The 24,542-nt window shown below is 66.8% G+C and carries 22 protein-coding genes; 16 read left to right on the top strand and 6 right to left on the bottom strand.

The genetic code is table 11. From position 1 onward, the window contains the following. Nucleotides 1-33 precede the first annotated feature (33 nt). The gene (locus tag HMPREF3174_RS01630) at nucleotides 34-384 is read left to right on the top strand and encodes an Rv2175c family DNA-binding protein (protein WP_244899201.1); all 351 of its coding nucleotides are present in this window, start codon (nucleotides 34-36) and stop codon (nucleotides 382-384) included. A 3-nt stretch (nucleotides 385-387) separates the two neighbouring features. On the opposite strand, the gene HMPREF3174_RS01625 is transcribed toward HMPREF3174_RS01630, so the two are convergent. Beyond that, nucleotides 388-1,437, bottom strand: a complete 1,050-nt coding sequence (locus tag HMPREF3174_RS01625; RefSeq protein WP_062612322.1) for a polyprenyl synthetase family protein — start codon at nucleotides 1,435-1,437, stop codon at nucleotides 388-390. 117 nt (nucleotides 1,438-1,554) lie between these two features. On the opposite strand from HMPREF3174_RS01625, the gene HMPREF3174_RS01620 reads away from it, so the two are divergent. The 3 genes from HMPREF3174_RS01620 to HMPREF3174_RS01610 are packed head-to-tail and all read left to right on the top strand — an operon-like array spanning nucleotide 1,555 to nucleotide 4,854. Beyond that, a complete protein-coding gene (locus HMPREF3174_RS01620) occupies nucleotides 1,555-2,658 on the top strand; it encodes a DUF4192 family protein (RefSeq protein WP_168160550.1) in 1,104 nt (367 codons plus the stop codon). Between the two features lie 42 nt (nucleotides 2,659-2,700). Next, nucleotides 2,701-3,099: a universal stress protein gene (locus HMPREF3174_RS01615; RefSeq protein ID WP_062612325.1), complete on the top strand. Its 399-nt coding sequence runs from the start codon at nucleotides 2,701-2,703 to the stop codon at nucleotides 3,097-3,099. A gap of 57 nt (nucleotides 3,100-3,156) precedes the next feature. Beyond that, nucleotides 3,157-4,854 carry an RNA polymerase sigma factor gene (locus HMPREF3174_RS01610; RefSeq protein ID WP_371440856.1) on the top strand — a complete coding sequence of 566 codons (1,698 nt, stop codon included), beginning with the start codon at nucleotides 3,157-3,159 and terminating at the stop codon, nucleotides 4,852-4,854. Nucleotides 4,855-4,904: 50 nt separating this feature from the next. Here HMPREF3174_RS01610 and HMPREF3174_RS01605 read toward each other — a convergent pair whose 3' ends face one another. Next, nucleotides 4,905-5,507 (bottom strand): 3'-5' exonuclease, encoded by a 603-nt coding sequence (locus tag HMPREF3174_RS01605; RefSeq protein ID WP_070447579.1) that lies wholly within the window; start codon nucleotides 5,505-5,507, stop codon nucleotides 4,905-4,907. 390 nt (nucleotides 5,508-5,897) lie between these two features. Between HMPREF3174_RS01605 and HMPREF3174_RS01595 the strand changes: the two genes are divergently transcribed. From HMPREF3174_RS01595 to HMPREF3174_RS01585, 3 genes are read left to right on the top strand one after another with little or no spacing between them, the layout of a single operon-like run. Further along, on the top strand, nucleotides 5,898-8,030 hold the full coding sequence (locus HMPREF3174_RS01595) for a DNA gyrase/topoisomerase IV subunit B (protein WP_068538349.1): 2,133 nt from the start codon (nucleotides 5,898-5,900) through the stop codon (nucleotides 8,028-8,030). Between the two features lie 33 nt (nucleotides 8,031-8,063). Next, on the top strand, nucleotides 8,064-9,092 hold the full coding sequence (locus tag HMPREF3174_RS01590; protein WP_062612329.1) for a GNAT family N-acetyltransferase: 1,029 nt from the start codon (nucleotides 8,064-8,066) through the stop codon (nucleotides 9,090-9,092). Continuing rightward, nucleotides 9,092-10,057 (top strand): GNAT family N-acetyltransferase, encoded by a 966-nt coding sequence (locus HMPREF3174_RS01585; RefSeq protein WP_062612331.1) that lies wholly within the window; start codon nucleotides 9,092-9,094, stop codon nucleotides 10,055-10,057. The genes HMPREF3174_RS01590 and HMPREF3174_RS01585 overlap by 1 nt, the downstream gene beginning before the upstream one ends. Nucleotides 10,058-10,068: 11 nt before the next feature. On the opposite strand, the gene HMPREF3174_RS01580 is transcribed toward HMPREF3174_RS01585, so the two are convergent. Continuing rightward, the gene (locus tag HMPREF3174_RS01580; RefSeq protein WP_070447518.1) at nucleotides 10,069-12,459 is read right to left on the bottom strand and encodes a DNA gyrase/topoisomerase IV subunit A; all 2,391 of its coding nucleotides are present in this window, start codon (nucleotides 12,457-12,459) and stop codon (nucleotides 10,069-10,071) included. 112 nt (nucleotides 12,460-12,571) lie between these two features. Between HMPREF3174_RS01580 and HMPREF3174_RS01575 the strand changes: the two genes are divergently transcribed. Next, nucleotides 12,572-13,132, top strand: coding sequence for a DUF5998 family protein (locus tag HMPREF3174_RS01575; RefSeq protein WP_062612335.1), 561 nt, complete (start codon nucleotides 12,572-12,574; stop codon nucleotides 13,130-13,132). After that, nucleotides 13,129-14,208, top strand: coding sequence for an alkaline phosphatase family protein (locus tag HMPREF3174_RS01570; RefSeq protein ID WP_070447513.1), 1,080 nt, complete (start codon nucleotides 13,129-13,131; stop codon nucleotides 14,206-14,208). The genes HMPREF3174_RS01575 and HMPREF3174_RS01570 overlap by 4 nt, the downstream gene beginning before the upstream one ends. A 15-nt stretch (nucleotides 14,209-14,223) precedes the next feature. On the opposite strand, the gene sepH is transcribed toward HMPREF3174_RS01570, so the two are convergent. Beyond that, nucleotides 14,224-15,189 carry a septation protein SepH gene (sepH, locus tag HMPREF3174_RS01565; RefSeq protein ID WP_062612338.1) on the bottom strand — a complete coding sequence of 322 codons (966 nt, stop codon included), beginning with the start codon at nucleotides 15,187-15,189 and terminating at the stop codon, nucleotides 14,224-14,226. A 185-nt stretch (nucleotides 15,190-15,374) separates the two neighbouring features. Here sepH and HMPREF3174_RS01560 point away from each other — a divergent pair, with 185 nt between their 5' ends. From HMPREF3174_RS01560 to HMPREF3174_RS01545, 4 genes are read left to right on the top strand one after another with little or no spacing between them, the layout of a single operon-like run. Further along, nucleotides 15,375-15,674, top strand: a complete 300-nt coding sequence (locus HMPREF3174_RS01560; RefSeq protein ID WP_062612340.1) for a DUF4193 domain-containing protein — start codon at nucleotides 15,375-15,377, stop codon at nucleotides 15,672-15,674. Between the two features lie 8 nt (nucleotides 15,675-15,682). Beyond that, complete coding sequence (locus HMPREF3174_RS01555; protein ID WP_062612342.1) at nucleotides 15,683-16,303, top strand: DUF3710 domain-containing protein; 621 nt, start codon at nucleotides 15,683-15,685, stop codon at nucleotides 16,301-16,303. Beyond that, the gene (locus HMPREF3174_RS01550) at nucleotides 16,300-16,548 is read left to right on the top strand and encodes a single stranded DNA-binding domain-containing protein (protein ID WP_062612344.1); all 249 of its coding nucleotides are present in this window, start codon (nucleotides 16,300-16,302) and stop codon (nucleotides 16,546-16,548) included. Before HMPREF3174_RS01555 ends, HMPREF3174_RS01550 begins: the two co-directional genes overlap by 4 nt. Next, on the top strand, nucleotides 16,541-17,233 hold the full coding sequence (locus tag HMPREF3174_RS01545; RefSeq protein ID WP_062612346.1) for a DUF3159 domain-containing protein: 693 nt from the start codon (nucleotides 16,541-16,543) through the stop codon (nucleotides 17,231-17,233). Before HMPREF3174_RS01550 ends, HMPREF3174_RS01545 begins: the two co-directional genes overlap by 8 nt. On the opposite strand, the gene HMPREF3174_RS01540 is transcribed toward HMPREF3174_RS01545, so the two are convergent. Continuing rightward, nucleotides 17,230-17,886, bottom strand: a complete 657-nt coding sequence (locus tag HMPREF3174_RS01540) for a potassium channel family protein (protein WP_062612348.1) — start codon at nucleotides 17,884-17,886, stop codon at nucleotides 17,230-17,232. The two genes, HMPREF3174_RS01545 and HMPREF3174_RS01540, sit on opposite strands and share 4 nt — an antisense overlap. A 1-nt stretch (nucleotide 17,887) precedes the next feature. After that, entirely contained in the window at nucleotides 17,888-18,550 is a 663-nt protein-coding gene (locus tag HMPREF3174_RS01535; RefSeq protein WP_246783046.1) for a potassium channel family protein, read from the bottom strand. A gap of 45 nt (nucleotides 18,551-18,595) precedes the next feature. Here HMPREF3174_RS01535 and HMPREF3174_RS01530 point away from each other — a divergent pair, with 45 nt between their 5' ends. The 3 genes from HMPREF3174_RS01530 to acnA all read left to right on the top strand — a co-directional run bounded on the left by HMPREF3174_RS01530 (nucleotide 18,596) and on the right by acnA (nucleotide 24,466). Continuing rightward, a complete protein-coding gene (locus tag HMPREF3174_RS01530) occupies nucleotides 18,596-20,407 on the top strand; it encodes an APC family permease (RefSeq protein ID WP_070447510.1) in 1,812 nt (603 codons plus the stop codon). Further along, on the top strand, nucleotides 20,407-21,597 hold the full coding sequence (locus HMPREF3174_RS01525) for a class I SAM-dependent RNA methyltransferase (RefSeq protein WP_062612351.1): 1,191 nt from the start codon (nucleotides 20,407-20,409) through the stop codon (nucleotides 21,595-21,597). The genes HMPREF3174_RS01530 and HMPREF3174_RS01525 overlap by 1 nt, the downstream gene beginning before the upstream one ends. Before the next feature lie 82 nt (nucleotides 21,598-21,679). Then, nucleotides 21,680-24,466: an aconitate hydratase AcnA gene (acnA, locus tag HMPREF3174_RS01520; protein ID WP_062612352.1), complete on the top strand. Its 2,787-nt coding sequence runs from the start codon at nucleotides 21,680-21,682 to the stop codon at nucleotides 24,464-24,466. The last annotated feature ends 76 nt before the right edge of the window (nucleotides 24,467-24,542 follow it).

The following is a 24,542-nucleotide window of genomic DNA, read 5'->3' as shown; positions in this document are numbered from 1 at the left end:
CCCAAATCTTGAAAAGTGGGCTATATTGTGCGCGTGTTTGACGACCTTGAGTATCTGTCAGTGCCAGAAGTCGGCCATCGGCTGGGAATTCGCCAGCAGGACGTGCGCACAATGCTAAACGACCGTCGGCTGCTCGCCGTGCGGCGCGGGCCCAATCGCGCGCTCATGATCAGCGTTGACCAAATCGCAACCAAGGATGGCGCCGACGTCGCCCTGCCTTCGCTTCACGGCACGCTTACCATGCTCGCCGACCGCGGTTTTGACGAGGAGGAGGCCTTCGCTTGGCTCCACACCGACGAGTCGGAGCTGGGGGTAGCGCCGATCGACGCGCTACGCGCCGGCCATCACAGGGCCGTGCGCCGCGTCATCTTGGGGCTCGGCTAAGTGCTAGGAGCGCCGCTCTTCGAGGCTGCTCATCGCTGCGCGCAGCAGGGGTGCCTCGGGCAGGGCGTCGGCCGCCGCTAGCGCCTGCTCCTCGTAGTCCCGGATCATCTGCTCGTGCGCAGCGAACGCGCCCGAGGAGCGCACGATGTCACGCACCGCCTCGACGTCGGCGTCGGTGAGGTCGCGCCCGAGGGCGCCGTCGACCAGGGCGCGGTCGGCGTCGCTGGCCATCTCCCGTACGAGCGCGAGGAGGGCGGTGTGCTTACCTTCGCGGAGGTCGCCTCCGGCGGGTTTGCCGGTCTGGTTGGGGCTGCCAAAGATGCCGAGCTCGTCGTCGCGCAATTGGAAGGCGATGCCGAGTGGGCGGCCGACAGCCGAGAGGGCGTCGATATCGGCGGGGGAGGCCCCGGCGAGCGCGCCACCGATCATGAGGGGCAGCTCCACCGAGTAGCGGGCGGACTTGTGGCGTAGGACGAGGAGGGCCTCGTCCAGTGCGGTGCCGAGGTCGTCGCGCAGGGGGGTGGTTTCGGCGCGCAAGTCAAGGTACTGGCCGTAGGCGGTCTCGGCCGTCATCTCGTGGAAGAGCGTGCGGGCGCGGGAAAGCGCTGCGGCGTCGGCGGCCTCTGCCCGGTCAATCTCGAGTGCCGCGAGGGAGAGCAGGAAGTCGCCGAGCAAGATCGCGGCTTTGGCCCCGAAGTCCTCGGCCTGGCCGATCATGCCCAGGTCGGCGTGCGTGGCGCTGAAGGCGCGGTGTGAGGCGGGTGCGCCGCGGCGGGTGTGAGATTCGTCGATGATGTCGTCGTGGACGAGGGCGGAGAGCTGATAGAGCTCGGCCGCGGTGCCGGCGTAGACGGGGCGGCCATCCCCGCCGAAGGCCTCGTGGCCGGCCGCGATGAGGAGGGCGCGTGTACGCTTACCGGACGCGGCGAGCGTGCGGGCCGGGGCGAGGAACTCCCGCCAGTGGCAGGTGGCGGCGGGGTCGTCGATAAAGGGCGCAGATTCGTCAAGCGCGCGGATGAGGCTGTGCGAGACAGCCGAGCTAAAACTCTCCATGCCCTGAGCCTATCGGCAAGGGCGAAAGTTAACCACATCCGCGCTTCGCGTACACCCTTTCCACATTTGTGGGTATACACGGCAAGGATTATGCAGGGCGTTCGCAATACTTGCGTCATGGAAAGAATACGACTCAATCACCCCCATGAAATGCTCGCCCTCTTCCCCTACCTCTTCGGCTTCAAACCGAAGGAATCCGTGGTCCTTGTGGCGCTGACTGGAATCCACGGAAGGGTGGGCGGGCCCGTCGCTCGCGTCGATGCCCCCAGGGTGCATGCGGGCATCATCGACGTCGCACTCGAATTCGTCGACACGTTCTGCGTCAAGGACCTCTACATCGGCTGGTACGGCTCCGACCTGCACACCATGCTCGATGACCGCGATTCGGTGGACATTCTCGACACGGTGGGCCTTGCCTGCCAGCAACTGATCAACATGCGCACGGGTGGCGACGGCTGCGTCACGGTGGGGATGACCGACTACGACTCGTGGGCCGCCTGCCTCGACGCCCGCCACGGCACCTGGGAGGACCTGTGCGCCGAGGATCTCGTTATGCCCTTCGCCGAACTCGAGGCTGCCCCCGCCGTCGCCCAGGCCGTCTTCGACGGCAACGCGCCCGCGGGCAGGGAGCCGCCGCAGAAGCGGATGCGCCTGGAGTGGCCCGAGCGTCGTGACGCCGTAGCCGCCGCGCGAGCCTGGAAGGGAGGCAAGCGGCGCGGAGTGAAGCTGTGGCAGGGCGTTCTCGACGCGCTCGACGCCGGGGCAGACCCCGCAAGCGCGATCGGAAGCGAGGAGACGGCCGGTCAGCTCATCGCCGCGATGCACGACATCCTGCTACGCGACCAGCTCATCCTCTTCGGTGTGGACAAGGGCACGGTGAAGATGGGAGGAATCTCGGCCCGGCAGCTCATGAAGAAGCTGAGCGCCGTTCGAGAGCCCGCGCCCGAGCGCATCGGGATCATGATCGACCTCTTCGAATACCTAGCGGAGCGTTCCGACGACGCCGAACCGGCGCCCGCCGCCATGGCCGGCTACCTCTCCTGGTGGCAAGGAGACACAGATCGGGCGCTGATGAACGCCGTGTTGGCGATCGGATCGGACTACACGTACCCGCTGGCCAAGCTCGTTATGCACGCGCTCCACGTCAATCTGCCCTCGCCCAAGGACTACCCGCTTAAGCTCGTGAGAGAGCGTGAGCCGTCTTGGAACGGGGTTGAATAAACGTGTACATTTGAGAATAAATCCGACATAAGGAGGGGCGATATGGCGGTTATTGTTCCTGTCAGTCACGGCGGACGCGACGACGCGCTGAGTAGTGCCATCAGGCTGTGCAGGCGCGAAGATCAACCGCTCATCGCCCTCCTGCGCCGCCCAATCGGCGAATTCGAGCAGGAAGAGATCGATTCGGAGATCGATGAGCTGACCGACCGGCTCGATGGAGCCGACATCGGCTTCAGGATCGACGTGCGGGTCGATGAGACCGACCTGGCCACGCAGATCTCGGAGCTGGCGCGCGAGGAGTCCTCGTTCGTCGTCGTCTCGCTCGCACACAAGCCCGCCGGCGGAAAGCTCAGGCTCGGCTCGCAAATCCAAAAGCTCCTCCTCGAGTGCCCGTGCTCTGTGCTCGTGGTCCGCGAGCAGGGCGCTGAGGGGAATAATTAGGCCACGCGTGCGTTGACCTTAAGCGCGGAATCATGATTCGTCACGATTACCGCTATAATGGGCGAGTTGTACTACGAAAGGTTGCATGTGGCCGCATCAAAGTCTCAAGCTGTTACCCCCTCTTCTACCAGAGAGGTGTCAGTCGATGTCGCTGCGTTGCCGGGGATGAAGGTCGCCGAGCTACGCGCGCTCGCAAAGGAGCTCGGGCTTCAGTTGAACTCGCGTGCGGTCAAGGCGGAGCTGGTTGAGGCGATTACCGCCGCGGCGCCCGGAAAGGTTGCCGGCACGGACGGCCCCGCGAAGGCGGAGACTCCCGCCAAGAAGGCACCTGCTGCCAAGCAGGCCGCCAAGAAGGAAGCGTCCGCCAAGGCGACTGCCGCTGACGAGCAGGCCACCCAGCCCGCACCCGCCGAGCTGTCCAAACTCAAGGTGGGCGAGCTGCGTGAGAAGGCCACCGAGCTGGGCGTGGAGAGCCCCTCGAAGCTGCGCAAGGCCGAGCTGGTTGAGGCTATTCTCGCCGCCGCCCCGGCCAAGGCCGCGGTCGAGCCGAAGGTGGAGGACGAGGACGAGCCCGAGGAGAGCCCGGCCTCCCCGGATGAGCCGGAGACGGACGAGGAACTCGATGAGGACCTGGATGATGAGGACCTCGACGAGCTTGAGCTCGATGACGACCTGGACGAGGACTCCGGCGAGGACGAGGAGGGCGAAGACGAGGAGCGAGAAGACGAGTCGGCCGACCAGTCGGTGGTCATTACCGCCGAGGCGGCCAAGACGTCCAAGGGCGTGTTCGTCGTCAAGGATTCGGACGATACCGACGAGCCGGCCCAACGCGTACTCGTGGCGGGTGCTACCGCCGATCCGGTCAAGGATTACCTCAAGCAGATCGGTAAGGTGCCCCTGTTGAACGCGGCCGAGGAGGTCGAGCTCGCCCAGCGCATTGAGGCGGGCCTGTTCGCCCAACACATCCTCGACACCACGGAGATTGAGGACCGCAAGTACCACCGCGAGCTCGAGATCATCGCCCGCGACGGGCGCAACGCCAAGAATCACCTGCTCGAGGCGAACCTGCGCCTCGTAGTCTCGCTCGCCAAGCGCTACACCGGACGCGGCATGCTCTTCCTGGACCTCATCCAAGAAGGCAACCTGGGCCTCGTGCGCGCGGTGGAGAAGTTCGACTACGCCAAGGGCTTTAAGTTCTCCACGTACGCAACCTGGTGGATCCGCCAGGCGATCACGCGCGCGATGGCCGATCAGGCCCGCACGATCCGCATCCCGGTGCACATGGTTGAGGTCATCAACAAGCTCGCGCGCGTCCAGCGCCAGATGTTGCAAGACCTCGGGCGCGAACCCACTACCGAGGAGCTGGCACGCGAGCTCGACATGACCGAAGAGAAGGTCATCGAGGTGCAAAAGTATGGCCGCGAGCCGATCTCGTTGCACACGCCGCTGGGTGAGGACGGCGATTCGGAGTTCGGCGACCTCATCGAGGACTCCGAGGCCGTGGTCCCGGCCGACGCGGTGGGCTTCACGCTCCTGCAGGAGCAGCTCCACCAGGTACTTGACACGCTCTCGGAGCGCGAGGCCGGCGTGGTCTCGATGCGCTTCGGCCTCACCGACGGCCAGCCGAAGACTTTGGACGAGATCGGCAAGGTCTACGGGGTCACGCGCGAGCGTATCCGCCAGATCGAGTCGAAGACGATGTCTAAGCTGCGTCACCCGTCGCGGTCGCAGGTGTTGCGCGACTACCTGGAGTAACGGCCGGGGCCGCCCGGGCCGCCAAGCATCACGCGCCTGGAGTAGGACGCCTAGCTGATGGGCGCCCAGCACCGGGCGCGTTCCCATTGGGCGGGGTAGACGGGGGTGCCGTCGCGGTTCGTGGCTGTGTCGGTGTAGCGCTGGCCGCGCTGTTCGAACTCCACGTAGTAGCGTAGGAGGCTGGCGCAAGTTTCGGCATCGTGCATGGCGCGGTGGCGCGGTGCGGGCGGCAGTCCGAGCCGTTTGGCCACCCCGCGCAGCGAATGCGATCCCGGGGGCAGGTATATGCGTGACTGGTCCATCGTGCACACGCACGCCCCCTCGTCGAGGCCAAGGTCGTACCCGGCCCGCGCAAGCTCGCGGCTGAGGAAGGCGCGTTCGAAGGCGGCGTGGTGGGCCACGAGCACCCGCCCGGCCAGCAGCTCGAGCACCCGCCCGGAGATCTCCGCGAAGCGCGGAGCGCCTGCGAGCGCGGCGTCGGTCAGGCCGTGGATCTCCACCGCGGAGGTGGCGCGGCCGGGGTTGACGAGACTCTGCCAGCGCCCTTCCTCGACCAGGTTGTGGTCAAGGAGGATGACCGCGATTTCGACGATGCGGTCGGCGCGGCGGTCGAGCCCAGTGGTCTCGACGTCGACAACGGCGAAGGAAGTCATGGCCACCATTGTTCCACACCGCCTTTAGGCCGCAGGCGAACGTGGGTGAGATAAGAGGAATAATGTGGGCGCGACGTGCTTTGATCGTAGTGTGAACGCAATACTTGATACTCCCGTGCTAACCGCCGCTGACCGCTGCGATGCCTGCAACGCACAGGCCTACGTCCGTGTGGAGTTGCCGTCGGGTCAGCTTCAGTTCTGTGCCCATCACTGGCGCAGGCACATGCCAGCCTTGGAGAAGGTGGCCATTACTGTCATCGACGAAACGAACCGGGTATAACACTCGTTCGCGGGGGCCGGCGCGAGCCGGCCTTTTTCTTTGCCCGAATGCGCTTCGTGGCGCGTTCTACTCCGCGTGCGTCCCTCACAGGGTGGCGGCGAGCGGCTATCATGCCAAGCGTGTCAAGTACTGAAAAGCAGGAATATAACGCCCGCCACCTGTCGGTCCTCGAGGGCCTGGAAGCCGTGCGCAAACGCCCGGGCATGTACATCGGTTCCACCGATTCGCGCGGGCTCATGCACTGCCTATGGGAGATCATTGACAATTCGATCGACGAGGCGACCGAGGGCTATGCGTCCTCGATCCGCGTGACGCTGTTCTCGGACGGCTCGGTTGAGGTGGAGGACAACGGGCGCGGCATCCCGGTGGACGAGGTGCCGGGCACGGGCGCCTCCGGCGTCGAGGTGGTGTATACCAAGCTGCACGCGGGCGGCAAGTTCGACTCGGCCAACTACGGTTCGGCCGGCGGCCTGCACGGTGTGGGCGCCTCGGTGGTCAACGCGCTCTCCCAGCGCCTCGACGTGGCCGTCAAGCGCGAGGGCAAGGTGTGGGAGATGTCCTTCCAGCGCGGCGAGCCCGGCGTGTTCGACGACGCCGGCGCCCCGGCCCCCGACGCCCCCTTCACCCCGTTCACCACCAGCTCCGAGCTGCGCGTGACCGGGAAGGTGGCGAAGAAGGTGACGGGCACGCGGGTGCGGTATTGGGCTGACCCGGAGATCTTCCCGAAGGATACCGAGTTTTCCTACGCGCACTTGATCGAGCGCGTGCGCGAGAAGGCCTTCCTCGTGCCGGGCCTCGAAGTCGTCGTGCGCGACGAGCGCGGCCTGCCCGAGCGCGCCGACGCGCCGGTGGAGGAGGTCTTCAAGTACGACGGCGGCGTGGTGGACTTCGTCGACCATCTGGCCACCGACCCGGCCGTGTCTCGCACCATGCACCTGACCGGCCAGGGCACGTTCGACGAGACCGTCCAGGTGCTCGACAAGAAGTCGGGCCATCTGCGGGCGCGAGAGGTGGAGCGTGTGTGCGACGTCGACATCGCGCTGCGCTGGGGCAACGGTTACGACACGCGCGAGGAGACCTTCGTCAACATCATCGCCACCCCGAAGGGCGGCACGCACCTGGTGGGCTTCGAGCAGGGGCTAGTCAAGGTGGTCCGCGCCCAGATCGAGGCCAAGTCGCGCCAGCTCAAGGTCACGGCGCGCGATCCGCGCATCGAAAAGGACGACATCCTGGCGGGCCTCACGGCCGTCGTCGCCGTGCGCTTCCCCGAGCCGCAGTTTGAGGGGCAGACCAAGGAGGTGCTGGGCACGGCACCTATCCGCGCGATCGTGGCGAAGGTGGTCGAGGAGGGGCTAACGCGCGAGTTCGCTTCCACCAAGCGGGATGCGAAGGGCGAGAACCAGCGCGTTTTGGAGAAGGTGGTGGCGGAAATGCGCGCCCGCGTGGCCGCCCGCACCCAGAAGGAAATCTCGCGGCGGAAGAACGCGTTGGAGACGTCGTCGTTGCCGGCGAAGCTGGCCGACTGCCGATCGGACGACATCGAGCGCACCGAGCTGTTCATCGTGGAGGGAGATTCGGCGCTCGGCACCGCCAAGCTCGCCCGCGACTCCGAGTTCCAGGCCCTGCTGCCGATCCGCGGCAAGATCCTCAACGTGCAAAAGGCCTCGCACACCGACATCTTGAACAACCAGGAGGTCTCTTCGATCATCCAGGTGGTAGGGGCCGGCTCGGGGCGCACCTTTGACCTGGACGCGGCGCGCTACGGCAAGGTGATCTTCATGACCGACGCGGATGTGGACGGCGCCCACATCCGCACCCTGCTGCTCACGCTGTTCTTCCGCTACATGCGCCCCCTTGTGGAGGCCGGGCGCGTGTATGCGGCGGTCCCGCCGCTGCACCGGGTGGAGGTGGCAGGCCGCGGCGGAAAGAAGGGGGAGTATATCTACAGCTACTCCGACGCCGAGCTGCACCGCATCCTCGCCCGTCTGGAGAAGAGTGGGCGCACGTACAAGCAACCGATCCAGCGCTACAAGGGCCTGGGCGAGATGGACGCCAACCAGCTGGCGGAGACCACCATGGATCCATCCCACCGGATGCTGCGTCGAGTGTCGCTCGCCGACGAGGAGGCGTTGCGTTTCGCCGAGGACACCTTCGAGCTGCTCATGGGATCGGAAGTGGCGCCGCGGCGCGATTTCATCGTCGAGGGCGCGGACGATATTTCGCGCGAGCAGATCGACGCGTAGGCGTTGCACGGCACCATTGGTAGACTGAGGCATATGCAGACGGGAGAAATCACGGGACGTTCACTCGCACAGCGTTTGGCTGCGCCGAGCGAGCTGGCGGGGCCAAGCCCCCACCTGGGGTTGACCTGGGCCCGGCTCGCCGCAGGGGACCTCGACGAACTGTCCGAGCTCCTGGCCGAATCGGCCGACCCGGAAATCTGCGACGAGCTCCGCATCCTCCAGCAGGTCACGCCATGGGTAGAGGCCAGCGAGGAGGAGCGGAAGAACCTGGACGCGATCGTGGGACGCGACGCCAGCGGTCAGCTCCAGGCGATCGGGCTTGTCTTCAACAATCCCCACCCGCTCACCGAGGCCCAGGCCAACATCTACGGCGTGATCCGTCCGCACTGGCGCGGCCGTGGCATCGGCCGGGCGCTTCTCGAGTGGCAGGACGGGCGGGCGCGTCAGCTCATGCTCGACGCCGGCTACGACCTGCCGGCCTCTATCCGTTCCAGGGCACGGCTATCGAACATGGAACGACGCCGCCTGCTCGCCGCTGGCGGGTTCTCCCCGCACACGCGCTGGACGTACATGGACGTGGACTTGGGCGCCGAGCACGCCGAGCACGCGCGCGGGGCAAGGGCGCGCCTCGAGGAGCGCGGCATGGAGCTCATCGCCTTTGACGACAAGCATTCGGATGAGGTGCTGCGCCTGCACAACCGGATCTCGATGGTGATGGATCGGCGCCAGCCCATGTCGCAGGCCGAGTGGGTGGACTGGATGACGCCGGAGGATCGGGCGACGTCGGTGCTACTCACTGACGGGTCGAACCTGGTGGGCTACTCGCTCAACTCCGCCGACGGGTCCACGATGTGCGTGAAGTTCTACGGGGTGGAGCGCGGTTTTCGCCACCAGGGCATTGGCACCGACCTGGTGGTGGCCCAGATGGGCACCGCGTTGGAACGGGGGATCGCGCACATGCGCGTGCCGGTGATCTCCGAGGCGACGCCAGCCACCGACTTCCTTACGTCTTATGGCTTTTTCGAAGGCTCCTCCCAGATCCTCTACTCGATTGATATCTGATGGCTGACTGGACGTGGAGTGCGCTGAGCGCGGAGGACGGGCCTCACGTGTACGCGATCATCGCGGCGATTGAGGAGGCCGACTCCGCAGCGAACCGAACCACCCGGCACGAGGTGGAGGGATATTTTGCCGACTCCCACGCCTGGCGCGCCCAGGGCGTGTGGGAGGGGGAGGAGCTCGTGGCCTTTGGCCTGGCCCGGACCCCGGCAAAGAACGCCGGCGAGCACCCGATCACGATCTCTGGTGGGGTGGCGCCGTCGTGGCGCTCGCACGGGGTGGGCCACAACCTGCTCGAGCGCCAGCTCCGCACGGCCCACGATCTTGCCACCGAGCTTGGTCTGGACGACGCGCTGGTCCAAATGTACGTGGATGCCTCGCAGGGCGCCCTGTTTGAGATGGCCACCCGTTTCGGCTTCCGCGCCAATTCGCGCTACGTGCAGATGCGGCGGAGCCTGGACGTACCCGCCACGGTCACTGAGGTCTCCTCCTACATTCAGATCGTCAAGATGGGCACGGACTGGGTGAAGGATTCGCGCAAGGCCCATAACCGCGTGATGGCCGAAAACGAGATGTCCGCGATGAGCGGCAATGCGTGGGCCAAGCGCCTGGAGCAGATGGACGAGGACCTGTGCCTGGTGGCGATCGATCTCTTCGGGGATCGGCCCCGGCTCGCCGGCTACGTGCTGGCCTCCCGCTTCGCGTCGGGCCTCGACGGCCACGGAGTCGACAACACGGTGCCGGACGAGGGCTACATCGAGGAGATCGTGGTGCTGCCCGAATGGCGCGGCAAGCACGTGGCCTCTAACCTCCTGGCCACCGCCGTGGAGCGCTTCCGCGCGGCGGGTCTGAGCTACATCGGGCTGGACGTCACGGCCGACGGCGCGGACTCGGACCTCGTCACGGTCTTCGAGCACTTCGACTTCACGCGTGTGGCCGAGACTTATATCATGACCACGCGCGTCTAGCCGGCCCGGCCTTAGCCGATCGCCGTGACCACCGAGCTGAGCTGAGTTCCGGAACCGTCGCGCCGCTCGTCAACGTCGGGGAGCGCCACCGGCTTGCCATGGGCGTCGCTCGCGCGCGGGGGCAGCTCACCCACCCACGCCATCTGCAGCTGGTCCTCGCCGCGCAGGAAGCGCTGTGTGCGCACGCCGCCGGTGCCGCGGCCCTTGGCGGGGTAGCGGTCGAGCGGGGTCACCTTGGCTGAGCCGGGCACGGTGCCGGGAAGCGATCCGGACGAGCCGGCGATGGTGACCACACAGTGGGCCGCGAGGTCGCCCGCGGGCACTACTCCGAGCGCGATCACCCGCGCCTCGCCGAGGCGGATGCCGGCAATGCCCTGGCCTGCCCGGCCTTGCGGGCGCACGCCGGCCGCTGGGAAGCGCAGGAGCTGGGCGCCGGAGGTGACGAGGACAATCTCGTCGTTATCGGAGGCGGGGGCCGCGCCGATGACCTCGTCACCGTCGGCGAGCTTGATGAGGTCGATCGCGCCGCGGTCGGGGTAGTCAGGGTTGACGCGTTTGATCTTGCCTTGGGCGGTGGCGAGCGCGAGGACGGGCGGCTCGTCGAGGTTGACCAGGCCGACCACGTGCGAATCCTTGCCCGCCAGCAGGAGCTCGCGCACGGGCGCGCCGCCGGACAGGCCCGGGGCCTGCTCGGTTTCGGGGATCGCGGGGATGTCGACCACGTTCAGGCGCGTGACCGAGCCGTCGGAGGTGATGACCCCGATCGCGGACAGGTTGGTGGTTGCGACCTTGGTAACCACGGCGTCGTGGCGCTGGCGCGGACCGGAGCGCGAGGGCTCGGTGGGGGTGACGACGCGGGCGATGAGGCCGTCGCCGGACAGGAGCACCCAGCACGGATCGTCCTCGACCTTGAGCGTGGAGGTGGCCGTGGCGGCCTCGGATTCGAGTAGGACCGTGCGGCGCGCAGTGGCGAACTCGCGGGCGGTCTGGGCCAGCTCAGCAGAGACGAGTGAGCGCAGCTTGGCCTCGGAGGCGAGGATCTCGCTCAGCTGTTCGATCTGGCTTTCCAGCTCGCTCTTTTCCTGCTCCAGCTCGATCTGGGAGAACTTGGTCAGCCGGCGCAGGCGTAGCTCGAGGATGTAGTCGGCCTGGACCTCGGTGAGGTCGAAGACCTTCATCAGGCGGTCCCTGGCGATCGCCGAGTCGTCGGAGGAGCGGATGACGGCGATGACCTCGTCGATGTCGAGGATCGCGATGAGCAGGCCCTCCACCAGGTGCAGGCGGTCCTTGGCCTTCTGGAGTCGGAAAGCGGTGCGGCGCCGGGTGACGGTGAGGCGGTGGTCGAGGAAGACCTCGAGCAGGCCCTTGAGGCCGAGCGTGCGCGGCTGGCCGTCCACGAGCGCCACATTGTTGATGCCGAAGGAATCTTCGAGCGGGGTGTGCTTGTACAGGTCGGCCAGCACGGCCTCGGGGTTGAAGGAGTTCTTCACCTCGATGACGAGGCGCGTGCCGTGCTTACGGTCGGTGAGGTTCTGCACCCCCGTGATGCCCTGCAGTTTCTTGGACTGCACCCCGTCCTTGATCTTGTCGATCACCTTTTCCGGGCCCACCAGGTAGGGCAGCTCGGTGAAAATGATGCCCTTCTTGCGGGCGGTGATGTTTTCGATGTGGGCGGTGGCGCGGGTGCGGAAGACGCCGCGGCCTGTCTCGTATGCCTGGCGGATCCCGTTCAGCCCCACGATCTTGCCGCCCTCCGGCAGGTCGGGGCCGGGAATGTAGCGCATGAGCTCGTCGAGCGTCGCCGCGGGGTGATCCAGCAGGAAGCGCGCGCCGGCGATCACCTCGCCGAGGTTGTGGGGGGCCATGTTCGTGGCCATGCCCACCGCGATGCCCGACGAGCCGTTGACCAGCAGGTTCGGGATTGCGGCCGGCAGCACCTCGGGCTGCATGTAGGTGTTGTCGTAGTTGGGCACCATGTCCACGACGTCCTCATCCAGGTCCGCCGTCATCGCCAGGGCGGCGGGCGCCATGCGCACCTCGGTGTAGCGGGCGGCCGCGGGCCCGTCGTCGAGCGAGCCGAAGTTGCCGTGCCCGTCCACCATGGGCAGTCGCATGGTGAAGGGCTGGGAGAGGCGGACCATGGCGTCGTAGATGGCCGAGTCGCCGTGCGGGTGGAGGCGGCCCATGACCTCTCCGATCACGCGCGAGGACTTGACGTGCCCCCGGTCGGGGCGCAGGCCCATGCGGTCCATCTGGAACAGGATGCGGCGCTGGACGGGTTTGAGGCCGTCGCGGGCGTCGGGCAGGGCGCGCGCGTAGATGACGGAATAGGAGTACTCGAGGAAGGACGTGCGCATCTCCTGTGACACGTCGATGTCAACGATTTGCTCAGTGGTGGCCATTGTTCCATTATCTGGCCCACGCGAGCTGCTACCGGCGAGCCGGCACCCCGTGTTGCCGTGATGTTCGTGACCCGACGTCGCTTGCCGGGCGTGGTTTTGGGACAATGGGGCAATGATTGATATGCGATCCGACCTCGACGATGCGCTGTTGACCCTGGTGGCGCAGGAGTCGCCCGTTCTTGCTGACATCCGCCAGGCCCTTGGCGACGACGTCGTGCGCGCCTTCTACGTCCGGCCCGAGACGGTCTTCGACGCGGACTCGGTCTATGACAGGATCGTCGCCTTCATCGTTACCGTCACACGGCTCGTACTCGTCTATTCGGACACGAACTACGAGATGGACACTCGCGGCGAGTACGTCACCACGGCGCAGTCGGTGTGCCTGTCGGAGATCAAGGAGCATCACGTGGTGCGCCGGCGTGAGTTTCGCGGGGAGCGCGTGGGCGAGCTCAACTCCATCCTACTGCGCCTGCGCTGGGGTGCCGCCTACAGTCAGGACCTCCAGCCTGGCGCATGCGACGACCCGAACTGCACGAACGACCACGGATACGTGGGTGTGGCGACGAACGAGGACCTCCAGCTCTTCCTCGACCGCCACGTCGATTCCACCCATTTCGCCCAGGGGGTGGCCTTCATCGACGACGTGGAGCGGATCCTCGGGCGGCTTTCATGATCCGGCCGGGCCAGGAGAACATTGCCGGCGTCCTGCCGGGCGTGCTGCGCGCCCTCGGGGCGGGCGGCGAGTCCGCGCTCGAGTTCCCCTCCGCTCGCCGCGCGTGCGTGGTTATGGTGGACGGCCTGGGCTACCGCAACCTCGACCAGCGCCGCGGGCACACGCCGACCCTGCGCTCTCTTGACATGCGCGCCATCACCACGGTGGTGCCGTCGACGACGGCGGCCGGCATCTGCGCGCTCGGCACCGGCGCTCTGCCGGGCAGGACGGCCATGGGCGGATATGCCCTGCGCGTGCCGGACAGCACGGACGTCTTCAACCTCATCGCGTGGAACTCCCCGCACGTGGATCCGGTGGAGTGGCAGACCGTGCCCACCGTCTTCGAAAGCACGGACCTCGACACAGTGAAGATCCACCCACGCCGCTTCGTCGACTCCGGGCTCACGCTTGCCGCGCTCCGCGGCGGCCGCACCGCCGTCGCCGAAAAGCTCGAAGCGCGCGTTGACGCCGCGATCGCCGAACTCAAGGCTGGTGCCGACCTCGTCTACCTGTACTGGGGCGACCTCGACTCCACCGGCCACCACAACGGCTGGGAATCGGAGGCCTGGATCTACGAACTCGAGCACTTGGATGCCGAGCTCGGCCGGCTACGACGCCTCCTGCCGCGCGACACGCTGCTCGTGCTCACGGCCGACCACGGCATGATCGACGTCAACGAGCGCTATGACATCGCGGACGTGGAGGAGCTCACCCGCGGGGTGGAGGTCGTGGCCGGAGAATCGCGCGCGCTACACCTGTACACGGCGGAACCGCAGGCAGTGGCTGCGCGCTGGCGGGACGTGCTGGGGGAGCGGGCCTGGATCTTCACTCAGGGCGAGGCCGAAAAGGCCGGGTTGTTTGGGCCGATGGGGAGCTTCGCGCGCGAGGTCTTGGGAAATGTCCTCGTCTTCGCGAAGGGCAACCTGGCGATCGTCGACTCGCGCTACCAGAGCGAAGGCGCAATTGGGCTCGTCGGCGTGCACGGCTCGCTCACCGAGCAGGAGATGATGGTCCCGCTCGTCATCGACCACGCCTAGAACTATGGTGTGGTCCTAGTCGTCCTTCGAGTATCCGAAGACGATCTCGTCCCACGTGGGCATCGCCGGGCGGTTGCGCCGTTTCTTCGGCTTGTCCACCTTTTCAACCTTGGGGGCCTCCGGTGCGACGCCGGGCAGGGCCTGCTGGGCCTCATCCTTCGAGGCGTCCCCATCTTCCTTTGCCGCGGGCGTGGGCAGGGAAAGAACCGTGGCGTCCTGGGCCGCCTCCGGCTCGGAGTCAGCCGGGTGGGCGCCGTCGAACTCGGGCATCGGCTGGACCTGGCCGCGCTTGGAGTTGAGGGAGGCGAGCATCGAATCGATGTCCACGGGGCTGCCCGCAGAGGCCGGCTGGGCGTCGATCACCGAGGCCTTCTGCTCCGGCTCGGCCGCCGGCGTGTTTGGCTTACGCCAGGGGCTCGCGGGGGCCGGGATCTGGTTTTCGGTGAGCCAGGTCGCCTCGTCGTTGCGCGCCTGGAGAGTCTGGGCCTTCGTGTTAACCGACCAGCGGGCGACGTTGACCACCCCGCCGCTGGTGTACGTGGCGGAGAGAATCCACGGTTCGCCTTGCTCGCGGCGGGCGTCCCACGTGACCTCCCCGGCCTCCACCCCGCGGGTCAGCAGGCGTGAGGCCACCAGCTCCTCCAGGCTCATGCCGCCGTCCTCGTGGCCCTGGCGGTACAAGCGGGCGTTCTGGGCCACGTACTCGCGCTCGGCAAAAATTGGGTAGGCCAAGTTGGTCAGCTGCGAGGGCGGGAGCGAGGAGATCTCGGAGACCTCGGCCACCGTGCGCCCGGCGCGGAAGTACGCCTGGATCTCGCGCGGCGTGATCGGCTTGGGTGCATCCTCGCCCGCGGCGCTCACGTCTGTGCGCAGAGCCGCCCGCAGTTCGTCGGTGATTGGAAGTACGTATCGATTGCCATCTGAATCATTCAGGCTCAGCTTTTGCCCATCCTGAAGCCCCAACAATTCGAGCTCGATCATGTTTGCCTCCTACATTCCTGCAACAAGCGTGCCACCTGGCGGCATTCAATGGGGCCACGGGCGGCGGTGTGTTGGCCAATGTGAGCCAAATTGTCTCACGTATTCACTAATTCAGAACCAATGTTGTCAAACGCGGCAAGCTTTGGTAGAAAGTGCGTGAACATCGAGCTATTCAAGGGGAGATCATGGCCACAGATTACGATGCGCCGCGAAAGCAGGATGAGGAACTAAAGGAGGATTCCCTCACCCAGCTCAACGCGCGAAACAACAATCACCAGTCCAACTCTGTTGATGAAGACGAGGTGGAGGCCGCCGAGGGCTTCGAGCTTCCGGGTGCGGACCTGTCGAACGTTGAGCTCTCCGTTGCAGTTGTTCCCGCCCAGGATGATGAGTTCACCTGCTCCCACTGTTTCCTCGTCCATCACCGCTCCCAGCTGGCATACGAGGAGGACGGCCTGCCCGTCTGCGCCGAGTGCGCTTCCTAGGAGGACCGATGGTGTGGCCCTTCGGGAAGAAGAAGCAGGTAGTAGGCGCGGACGCCGTCGTTGATGAGGCGGAGGTCGAGGCAGCGGTAGAGGCGCCCACGGTCGGTCCGTTCGACGCCGGCGATGTGGCGATCGGCAAGCGCCTGGACGCCGGCTCGCTGTGGATCCCCGTCATCCCCGACACGACTCTCCAGTTCACCCTTGACCGCCGGCGCGAGCAGGTACTCGGCATCGTGTACTCGAAGAACTCTTCGGCCCTGCAGCTACAGGTGTTTGCCGCTCCACGCTCGGCGAAGCTGTGGGACGACGTGCGGCGCGACATGCGCACCTCGATCGCCAACCAGGGCGGTTTCTCGCAGGAGGTGGAGGGCCCGCTCGGCCCCGAGCTGCACGCGCAGATGCCCGTTCCCAATTCCAAGGCGATGGCCCCGCACCGCTTCCTCGGCGTGGATGGGCCGCGCTGGCTGTTGCGCGCCACGCTGTATGGCAAGGCCGGTTCGGATGAGGCGGCGGCGAACGAGATGATCGAGATCGTCCGCGACGTGGTGGTCAACCGCGGTCAGGCCCCGCACCCGCCGCGCGAGCTGCTCCCGCTCGAGATCCCGGAGCAGGTGACGGCGCAAGAATGACGCGGCGGCGCGAGCTGGTTGGCACGGTCCGCTCCATCACCTACCCCGGTGCGGGGTTGGTGCACCGGGTACTGGTCCGGCTCGACACCGACGACGGCCCGCTCACCTTGCATTTCATGTCGAGGACCACCCTCGAATGCGTAGATATCGGCACGAAGATCCGCGTAGCGGGCGCCCTCACGCGCCACCGCGGCGTGCCCACCATGTTCAACCCCAGCTTGGAAGTGACGAACGACGATGACTGAGTCCACGAACACCACCGGAATGCGCGCCCTGGTTGAGGACGACTTCGACGTCGTGGCGGCCGTGGGCGGCGTGCGCGGGGTGGTGGAGGCCACGATCCCCACCGTCCTTTTCCTCGTTCTCTACACCGTGATGCACAACCTCAACCTGGCTGTCGGCATCTCGCTGGCCTCCTCCCTGGCCTTTATCCTGATCCGGGCGATCCAGCGTATCCCCGTCACCCCCGCGCTCGGCGGCCTGTTCGCCATCGCCCTGTCCGCCTTCGTCACGTGGCGCAGTGGGGAGGCGTCGAACTTCTTCGTGTGGGGGCTCCTGACGAACGCGGGCTACGCCGCGGCCCTACTCATCTCAATCCTCGTGCGTTGGCCGGCGCTCGGGTTGCTCATCGGGTTCTTCCGTGGGGACGCCACAGGCTGGCGCACCGACCCCACCCAGCGGGTCACCCGCCGCCGCTACGTGCTCATCACGTGGATGTGGCTGGGCTTATTCCTCGTCCGGCTTGCCGTCCAGGGCCCGCTCTACCTCGCCCACGCCACCGAGGCGCTCGGGATCGCCCGTCTCTTTATGGGCGTGCCGTTCTTCGCGTTGGTCGGCTGGTTCACGTGGTTGCTGGTCAAGGACTTGCCCGACGTGCCCGCGGTTATGGACGAGACCGACGCGACCGGCGTCGTGACCGAGGAGCGCTAGAGGATCTCCTCGATGTCGGCCAAACCCTCGGAGGCATTGGCGCCCACGAGGACGAGGAGCTGATCGCCGGCGTCGATCGACATGTCGGTGCTGGGGAAAAGTGGAACGCCGTCGCGCACCACGCCCGTGACCAGAATGTCGGGCGGGAGGGCGATCTGACCGAGCGCGTGGGCGGTGAAGAGCGAGCCCTCGGAGACGGTGGCCAGATACATCGTGGCGCCGGACTGGAACTCCATGCGGCGCACGAGCTTGCCGGTGGAGACGGCCTCGGAGATGATCCCGGCCATGATCTGCGGGGTGGAGACTGCGACGTCGACGCCCCAGGATTCGTCGAAAAGCCAGGCGTTGGACGGGTTAGAGACGCGGGCGATGACGCGCGGCACGCCGAACTCGGTCTTTGCCAGGAGGGAGAGGACGAGGTTGGCCTTGTCATCTCCGGTGGCGGCGACAACGGCGTCGGTGTCGTTCAACCCGGCGGCCTCGAGGACGGACAGTTCGCACGCGTCGCCGAGGACCCAGTCCGCCTCTGGCACGGAGGCCACGCGCATCGCCTCGGGCTTGATGTCGATGAGGGTCAGTTCGTGCCCAGCTTCGCTCATTTCGCGGGCGAGCGAGCGGCCAACTGAACCGGCTCCGGCTACCAGAATCTTCATGTCACCGTACCTTCGCGGGGTGGTTGGTCACGCGCTGGATCGCCTGGGCGTCGGCGAGCGCCGCGACGAAGCGCAACTCATCCCCGTCCTGGATCACGGTGGAGGCCGTGGGCATGACGAGTTGGAGGTTGCGGGTGATATAGGCCAGGCACGCCCCAGTTTCGGCCTCAATGTCGGCTACCGTGCGCCCATACCAGGAGGGATCGAGGTCAACGAAGAAGAGCGCGGTGCCGGTGGCTGAGTCGATGTGCTCCACGTATGGCCCGAGCGGGATGAGGTTGCGCATCACCTGGTCCGCCGTCCAGGAAACGGGGGCCACCACGTCGATACCGAGCTTGTTGTAGACCCCGGCACGCGAGGAATCGTAGATGCGGGCCACCACGTTGTCCACGCCGAACGTTTCGCGCACCACGCGGGCGGCGATGATGTTCGAGTTGTCCCCGGAGGACACGGCGGCAAAGCCGGCCGCCTCTTCAATGCCGGCTTGGCGCAACGCGTCGCGGTCGAAGCCGACGCCGGTGACCTGCTGGCCCTGAAAGGAATCGGGAAGGCGCTGGAAGGCGTGCGAGTTTTGATCGATGATGGCCACCGAGTGCCCACGATCTGCGATGTTGACGGCGAGGCTGGCGCCAACCCGGCCGCAGCCCATAATGACGAAATGCACGACTTAGACGTTACCCCAAATGCGTTTACAGCGTAACCTAACCATGTGAACCTCGAAGTCTCCCAGCACGGTAAGGACATCGTCCGCTCGATCACCAGGTCGACGTCGGTGTCCATCATCGTGCTGGGCATGGTCCTCGTGCCGCAGGTGGTGCTGCGGTCGGCGTCGTACTCGGAGAAGGTCACGGCGATTTTCATCGCTCTGGTCAGCGCGTTTCTCACGCTGGTGGGCTCCCTGTTTATCGCGGGCCTGTTGCACCGCCACGTTCCGCAGAAGGCCTCCCACCAGCTGGCCGAATGGTACGTGGGGCACTGGGCGGGCCTACTCCTTTCCGCCGCCCGGATATTGGCCTACGCGCTGATCCTGATCCTTGGCGTGGGTCTCGCGGTTAATTCTGCTGAGGCACTGCTCGATATCTCGTGGGACTGGGCGCTCGAATCGGTGCTCATCTTGCTTGTCGCCGTCCCGGCGCTGGCGGGGCGGATGCGCCGCATCGAGCGCTGGGGCGTATTCTTCGCCGCGGGCGCGGTGCTGGGCATGGTGGTCCTGCTCGGATACGGCCTAATCCTCGAGGCCACCGGCTCGATCGACTTCGAAAACATCCGCCTCGCCCAGGAAAACTCCTTCACCTCCGACCGGGTGGTCGGCCAACTGAATTACTACGTGGAGTCGGCCCTGGCAGGCGCGATGGTGGGCGCGATCTCCTCGCTCATTTCCGAGCGGATCCTCAAAGATTCCGCCGAGCGTCGGGTGAGCAGGCGCAGGCTTGGCGCCTTCATGCTGGCCGCCTTCCTCATCATCGCGATCGTGTTCTACTTCATCGTGGCGCTGCATATGCCCGGCCACCGCGAGGCCCTGCCCACGCTCACGATGTCCTATTCCTTCTTCGGGCCCGTCGGCCAGGTCGTCTACGTGGTGCTGTTCGCGCTGCTTGGCCTGGCGGTGGCGATCACGGTCTACGCCCAGCTGCCGCGCCTCCTGCGTGAACTCGCGCTCGACGGCCTCCTGCCGCGCAAGCTCGCCGCCGCCGACGCCGTCGCCCCGCGGCGCGCCATCGTGGCACTGATCGCCGCGCTCGCCGCCACCGTGACGCTCGCGCTCGATTCGGCGCGTTCGATCGCAGCCGTCTTCGTCTTCATCGTCTACATCATCATTGCTTTCGTTAGCGCCGCGATGGTCTCGCGCTCGCGCACGATCCTCACCGACTCCACAGTAGGCGAGGAACGCCGGGTGGCCCGCGGCCTAGCGTGGGTGTTTGCGTTCTACGGGCTGGCGGCTCTCGGGGTTGCGGGCCTGGTGGTCTACGCCCAGCCGATGTGGGCGCTGGCCGGCGTCGTCGCCCTGTCGGTGCCAGTCCTCTTCCTCGTGGCCTATTCGCGCGGGCAGTCGAAGGTGCGCGAGCAGCTGAAGCTGGGGGACGTGAGCGAGGGGCGCCACCTGCCCACGCGCGTGCACGGTGTGGTCATCATTGACCGGGTCGACGCCGCCACGATCTCGGCCGTCACCTGGGCGCGCGCCATGCGCTTGTCCTCCCTCACCGCGGTCTGCGTGGACATCGATCCGCGTCAGACTCGCCGGATCCGGGAGGCATGGGAGGCCTCACTTGTGCCGGTGGACCTCACGATCCTCGGAGAACCGAAGGGCGCGTGGCGCGGCCCGGTGGTCGACTACATCCGCTCCCAATTGGCCCAAAGCCCGCACGATATCGTCAACGTCATCATCCCGCGCGTGATCTACTCGAGCGCCTGGGAGCGCTTTTTCCTGCGCCACTCCACCCCGCGCGTAATCTCGGACCTACGCTTCGAGCCGCGGGTGATGATCACTGAGGCACCCTACCGCCTGGGCGAGGGGGACTAGTGCTGCTCGAAATCACGGACATCGGCCACGGCGGCGTGGGGATCGCCCGGCACGAGGGCCAGGTGGTCTTCGTGCGCGGGGCGATCCCGGGCGAGCGCGTGGAGGCCGAGCTCACCGCCAGCCGCTCGCGTTACCTCACGGCCGTGGTGTGCGAGGTCATCGAGGCCAGCCCCGAGCGGGTGGCCCACCCCTGGCCCGACGGCGCGGCCGGAGTTACCGGCGCTGCCGACTTCGGCCACATCACCCTGGAAGGCCAGCGCGCCCTCAAGGAGCGCGTCGTCCTTGGCAATCTGCGTCGGATCGGCGGGCAGGAGCTGTACGAAACGGCGCTCGGGCTCGGCTTTTCTGTGGCCGCGGTGGACGACACGGACGGCTGGGGGAGTCGCACGCGCTTCGACGTCGTGAAGCTGAAGCGCGGGGTGGGAATGTACCGCGAGGGCACGAACGAGCTCGCGGCCATCACCTCCATGCCACTGGCGCTACCGGAGCTGGAGCGCCTCATCTTCGACCCGGCGTGGGACCGAGTGATCGCGCCGGGCACGCGCCTGCACGTGGTGGGCCCGGCGTCGGGGGAGGACGTGGTGGTGGCAGACCGCGTCTATGCCGCCCCAGGCCGCGAGGCTGCTGGCCACATCTGGGAGCGCGCCGCCACGGAGGCCGACGTGTACGACTACCGCGTGTCGGCCGCCGGCTTTTGGCAGGTTCACACCCGCGCGCCCAGCACGTTACTACGCGCCGTCATGGGGGCGGCCGCCGTGAGCCCGGGCGAGTCGGTGCTCGAGCTGTTCTCCGGCGCGGGACTCTTCACCGTGCCGCTTGCCAAGGCCGTGGGCGATGCTGGCCGGGTGCGGGCGATCGAGGGTTCGCAGCGCGCCGTGACGGATGCGACCGCAAACCTCGCGGGCATGCCATGGGCGAGCGCGAGCGCGGCCAGGATCGACGAGCGGACCGCAGCCAAGGTGAGCGCGGACGCCGTCGTGGCAGACCCGCCGCGCGCGGGCCTGGGCAAGAAGACCGCGTCGGCGCTGGCGAAGGCCGAGGCGCGAATCGTGCTCGTCTCCTGTGACCCGGCCGCGATGGCCCGGGACGTGGCAGAATTGGTGGCAGGCGGAAAGACGGTGGAGTCCATGGCGGCCTTCGACATCTTCCCGCACACGCATCACGTCGAGGTGGTCACCGCGCTGCGATAGAGCGAAATCGATAGACAGGCTCCCCGGAGGCTGATAGTTTGATATCGAGATAATGTGATCCGGGACGTTCATAAGGAGAGCTATGAGCATTGATACCTTTAAGGCCAAGTCCACGCTGCTCGTGGGGGAGAAGGAATACGAAATCTACCGGCTCGACGCCGTGCCGGGCACCGAGAAGCTTCCCTACTCGCTTAAGGTCCTCGCCGAGAACCTCCTGCGCACCGAAGACGGCGCAAACGTGACCGCCGATCAGATCAGGTCGCTGGCCAACTGGGACGCCTCGGCCGAACCCAGCCACGAAATCCAGTTCACCCCCGCGCGCGTGGTCATGCAGGACTTCACCGGCGTGCCCTGCGTGGTTGACCTTGCCACGATGCGCGAGGCCGTGACCGAGCTGGGCGGCAACCCCGATCAGATCAACCCGCTCAACCCGGCCGAAATGGTGATCGACCACTCGGTGCAGATCGACGTCTTCGGCACCGCCAACGCCCTCCAGCGCAACATGGAGATCGAATACGAGCGCAACCAGGAGCGCTACCAGTTCCTGCGCTGGGGCCAGAGCGCCTTCCAGAACTTCAAGGTGGTCCCGCCGGGCACCGGCATCGTCCACCAGGTCAACATTGAATACCTCGCGCGCGTCACCATGGCCCAGGTCAACGACGGCGTGCTGCAGGCCTACCCCGACACGTGCGTGGGTACCGATTCGCACACCACGATGGTCAACGGCCTGGGCGTGCTCGGCTGGGGCGTGGGCGGCATCGAGGCCGAGGCGGCCATGCTCGGCCAGCCCGTGTCCATGCTCATCCCGCGTGTGGTGGGTTTCAAGCTCTCGGGCCAGATCCCCGCGGGCGCCACCGCCACCGACGTCGTGCTCACCATCACCCAGATGTTGCGCGAGCATGGCGTGGTGGGCAAGTTCGTGGAGTTCTACGGCGAGGGCGTGGGCGCCGTGCCGCTGGCCAACCGCGCCACGATCGGCAACATGTCCCCGGAGTTCGGCTCGACCGCCGCGATCTTCCCCATCGACGACGTCACGCTCGACTACCTGCGCCTCACCGGCCGCGACGAGGAGCAGATCGCCCTCGTGGAGGCCTACGCCAAGGAGCAGGGTATGTGGCATGACCCGTCGGTGGAGGTGGAGTACTCCGAATACCTCGAGCTGGACCTGTCCACCGTGGTGCCCTCGATCGCCGGCCCGAAGCGCCCGCAGGACCGCATCGTGCTGTCGGAGGCCAAGTCCGCCTTCCGCGACGTGCTGCCCACGTACGTTAAGGAGGAGATCGAGATGGAGATCGACTCCGCGCTCGAGGCGACCTTCCCGGCTTCCGACCCGGTGGCGCCGGGCGCGGACGACGAGCACCCAGCCCCCGTCGAAGAGCCCGGCGCGGGCCGTCCTCACCGCGTCACCCCGGTGACGCTGGCCGACGGCACGCTAACCGAGCTAGACCACGGCGCGGTGGCGATCGCGTCGATCACGTCGTGCACCAACACTTCCAACCCGTCGGTCATGATGGCGGCCGCGATGCTCGCTCGCAACGCGAACCGCTTGGGGTTGCGTCCCAAGCCGTGGGTGAAGACCTCGATGGCGCCCGGCTCACAGGTGGTGACCGACTACTATGAGGCCGCCGGCCTGTGGGACGACCTCAACGCGCTCGGCTTCAACCTGGTCGGCTACGGCTGTGCCACCTGTATCGGCAACTCCGGCCCGCTGCCGGAGGAGGTCTCGAAGGTGGTCAATGACGCCGACCTTGCGGTGGTTTCCGTGCTCTCCGGCAACCGCAACTTCGAGGGCCGCATCAACCCGGACGTGAAGATGAACTACTTGGCCTCTCCGCCGCTGGTCATCGCCTACGCGCTGGCCGGCACGATGGACTTCGACTTCGGCACCGAGCCGCTCGGCCAGGATAGGGACGGCAACGACGTGTTCCTCGCCGACATCTGGCCCGACGCCGACGAGGTGCAGGCCACGATCGACGCCTCGGTCAACCGCGAGATGTTTACCTCCTCCTACTCCGACGTGTTCGCTGGAGACGAGCGCTGGCGCTCGCTCGACACCCCGGAGGGCTCCACGTTCGCGTGGGACGGGGAGTCGACTTACGTGCGCAAGCCCCCGTACTTCGAGGGGATGACGATGGAGTTAACCCCGGTGGAGGGCATCGAGGGCGCCCGCGTGCTGGCCAAGCTGGGCGACTCGGTGACCACCGACCACATCTCGCCGGCAGGCGCGATCAAGTGGGATTCGCCGGCGGGCCTGTACCTGGCCGGGCGCGGCGTGGAGCGGCGTGACTTCAACTCCTACGGCTCGCGCCGCGGCAACCACGAGGTGATGATCCGCGGCACGTTTGCCAACATCCGCCTGCGCAACCAGCTACTCGACGGCGTGGAGGGCGGCTACACCCGCAACTTCCTTTCCGGCGAGCAGGAGACGATCTTCGATGCCGCGCAGGCCTACCGCGAGGCGGGCGTGCCGCTCGTGGTGCTCGCGGGCAAGGAGTACGGTTCGGGCTCCTCGCGCGACTGGGCCGCGAAGGGCACCGCGCTCCTCGGCGTCAAGGCGGTCATCGCCGAGTCCTTCGAGCGCATCCACCGCTCGAACCTCATCGGCATGGGCGTGCTCCCGCTTCAGTTCCCGGCCGGTGAGAACGCCGATTCGTTGGGGCTTGCGGGCACCGAGGTCTTCACGATCGCGGGGATCGAGGAGCTCAACGAGGGTCGCACCCCGAAGACTGTGAAGGTCCGCACCGAGAAGGACGGCTCGGTGACCGAGTTCGACGCCGTGGTGCGCATCGACACCCCCGGTGAGGCGGACTACTTCCGCAACGGCGGCATCCTGCAGTACGTGCTGCGCAACCTCGCGCGTTCGGCGTAAGGGCATGTGAGCGGGGCGGTGGCCGGGCCTGGCCACCGCCCCGCTCGCGTCCCCGGCGTACAGATTCGTAGAGGTG

The organism is Trueperella sp. HMSC08H06 (genome assembly GCF_001808465.1).
Classification (GTDB): domain Bacteria; phylum Actinomycetota; class Actinomycetes; order Actinomycetales; family Actinomycetaceae; genus Trueperella; species Trueperella bernardiae.
Note: the sequence above shows the minus strand (reverse complement) of the source record. Positions and strands in the feature narration are given on the sequence as shown.

What these genes read in the sequence shown, in the direction of transcription:
- HMPREF3174_RS01625 (WP_062612322.1), bottom strand. Translation starts at nt 1,437, where the DNA reads ATGGAGAGTTTTAGCTCGGCTGTCTCGCACAGCCTCATCCGCGCGCTT.
- HMPREF3174_RS01620 (WP_168160550.1), top strand. Translation starts at nt 1,555, where the DNA reads ATGGAAAGAATACGACTCAATCACCCCCATGAAATGCTCGCCCTCTTC.
- HMPREF3174_RS01615 (WP_062612325.1), top strand. Translation starts at nt 2,701, where the DNA reads ATGGCGGTTATTGTTCCTGTCAGTCACGGCGGACGCGACGACGCGCTG.
- HMPREF3174_RS01610 (WP_371440856.1), top strand. Translation starts at nt 3,157, where the DNA reads ATGGGCGAGTTGTACTACGAAAGGTTGCATGTGGCCGCATCAAAGTCT.
- HMPREF3174_RS01605 (WP_070447579.1), bottom strand. Translation starts at nt 5,507, where the DNA reads ATGACTTCCTTCGCCGTTGTCGACGTCGAGACCACTGGGCTCGACCGC.
- HMPREF3174_RS01595 (WP_068538349.1), top strand. Translation starts at nt 5,898, where the DNA reads ATGCCAAGCGTGTCAAGTACTGAAAAGCAGGAATATAACGCCCGCCAC.
- HMPREF3174_RS01590 (WP_062612329.1), top strand. Translation starts at nt 8,064, where the DNA reads ATGCAGACGGGAGAAATCACGGGACGTTCACTCGCACAGCGTTTGGCT.
- HMPREF3174_RS01585 (WP_062612331.1), top strand. Translation starts at nt 9,092, where the DNA reads ATGGCTGACTGGACGTGGAGTGCGCTGAGCGCGGAGGACGGGCCTCAC.
- HMPREF3174_RS01580 (WP_070447518.1), bottom strand. Translation starts at nt 12,459, where the DNA reads ATGGCCACCACTGAGCAAATCGTTGACATCGACGTGTCACAGGAGATG.
- HMPREF3174_RS01575 (WP_062612335.1), top strand. Translation starts at nt 12,572, where the DNA reads ATGATTGATATGCGATCCGACCTCGACGATGCGCTGTTGACCCTGGTG.
- HMPREF3174_RS01570 (WP_070447513.1), top strand. Translation starts at nt 13,129, where the DNA reads ATGATCCGGCCGGGCCAGGAGAACATTGCCGGCGTCCTGCCGGGCGTG.
- sepH (WP_062612338.1), bottom strand. Translation starts at nt 15,189, where the DNA reads ATGATCGAGCTCGAATTGTTGGGGCTTCAGGATGGGCAAAAGCTGAGC.
- HMPREF3174_RS01560 (WP_062612340.1), top strand. Translation starts at nt 15,375, where the DNA reads ATGGCCACAGATTACGATGCGCCGCGAAAGCAGGATGAGGAACTAAAG.
- HMPREF3174_RS01555 (WP_062612342.1), top strand. Translation starts at nt 15,683, where the DNA reads ATGGTGTGGCCCTTCGGGAAGAAGAAGCAGGTAGTAGGCGCGGACGCC.
- HMPREF3174_RS01550 (WP_062612344.1), top strand. Translation starts at nt 16,300, where the DNA reads ATGACGCGGCGGCGCGAGCTGGTTGGCACGGTCCGCTCCATCACCTAC.
- HMPREF3174_RS01545 (WP_062612346.1), top strand. Translation starts at nt 16,541, where the DNA reads ATGACTGAGTCCACGAACACCACCGGAATGCGCGCCCTGGTTGAGGAC.
- HMPREF3174_RS01540 (WP_062612348.1), bottom strand. Translation starts at nt 17,886, where the DNA reads ATGAAGATTCTGGTAGCCGGAGCCGGTTCAGTTGGCCGCTCGCTCGCC.
- acnA (WP_062612352.1), top strand. Translation starts at nt 21,680, where the DNA reads ATGAGCATTGATACCTTTAAGGCCAAGTCCACGCTGCTCGTGGGGGAG.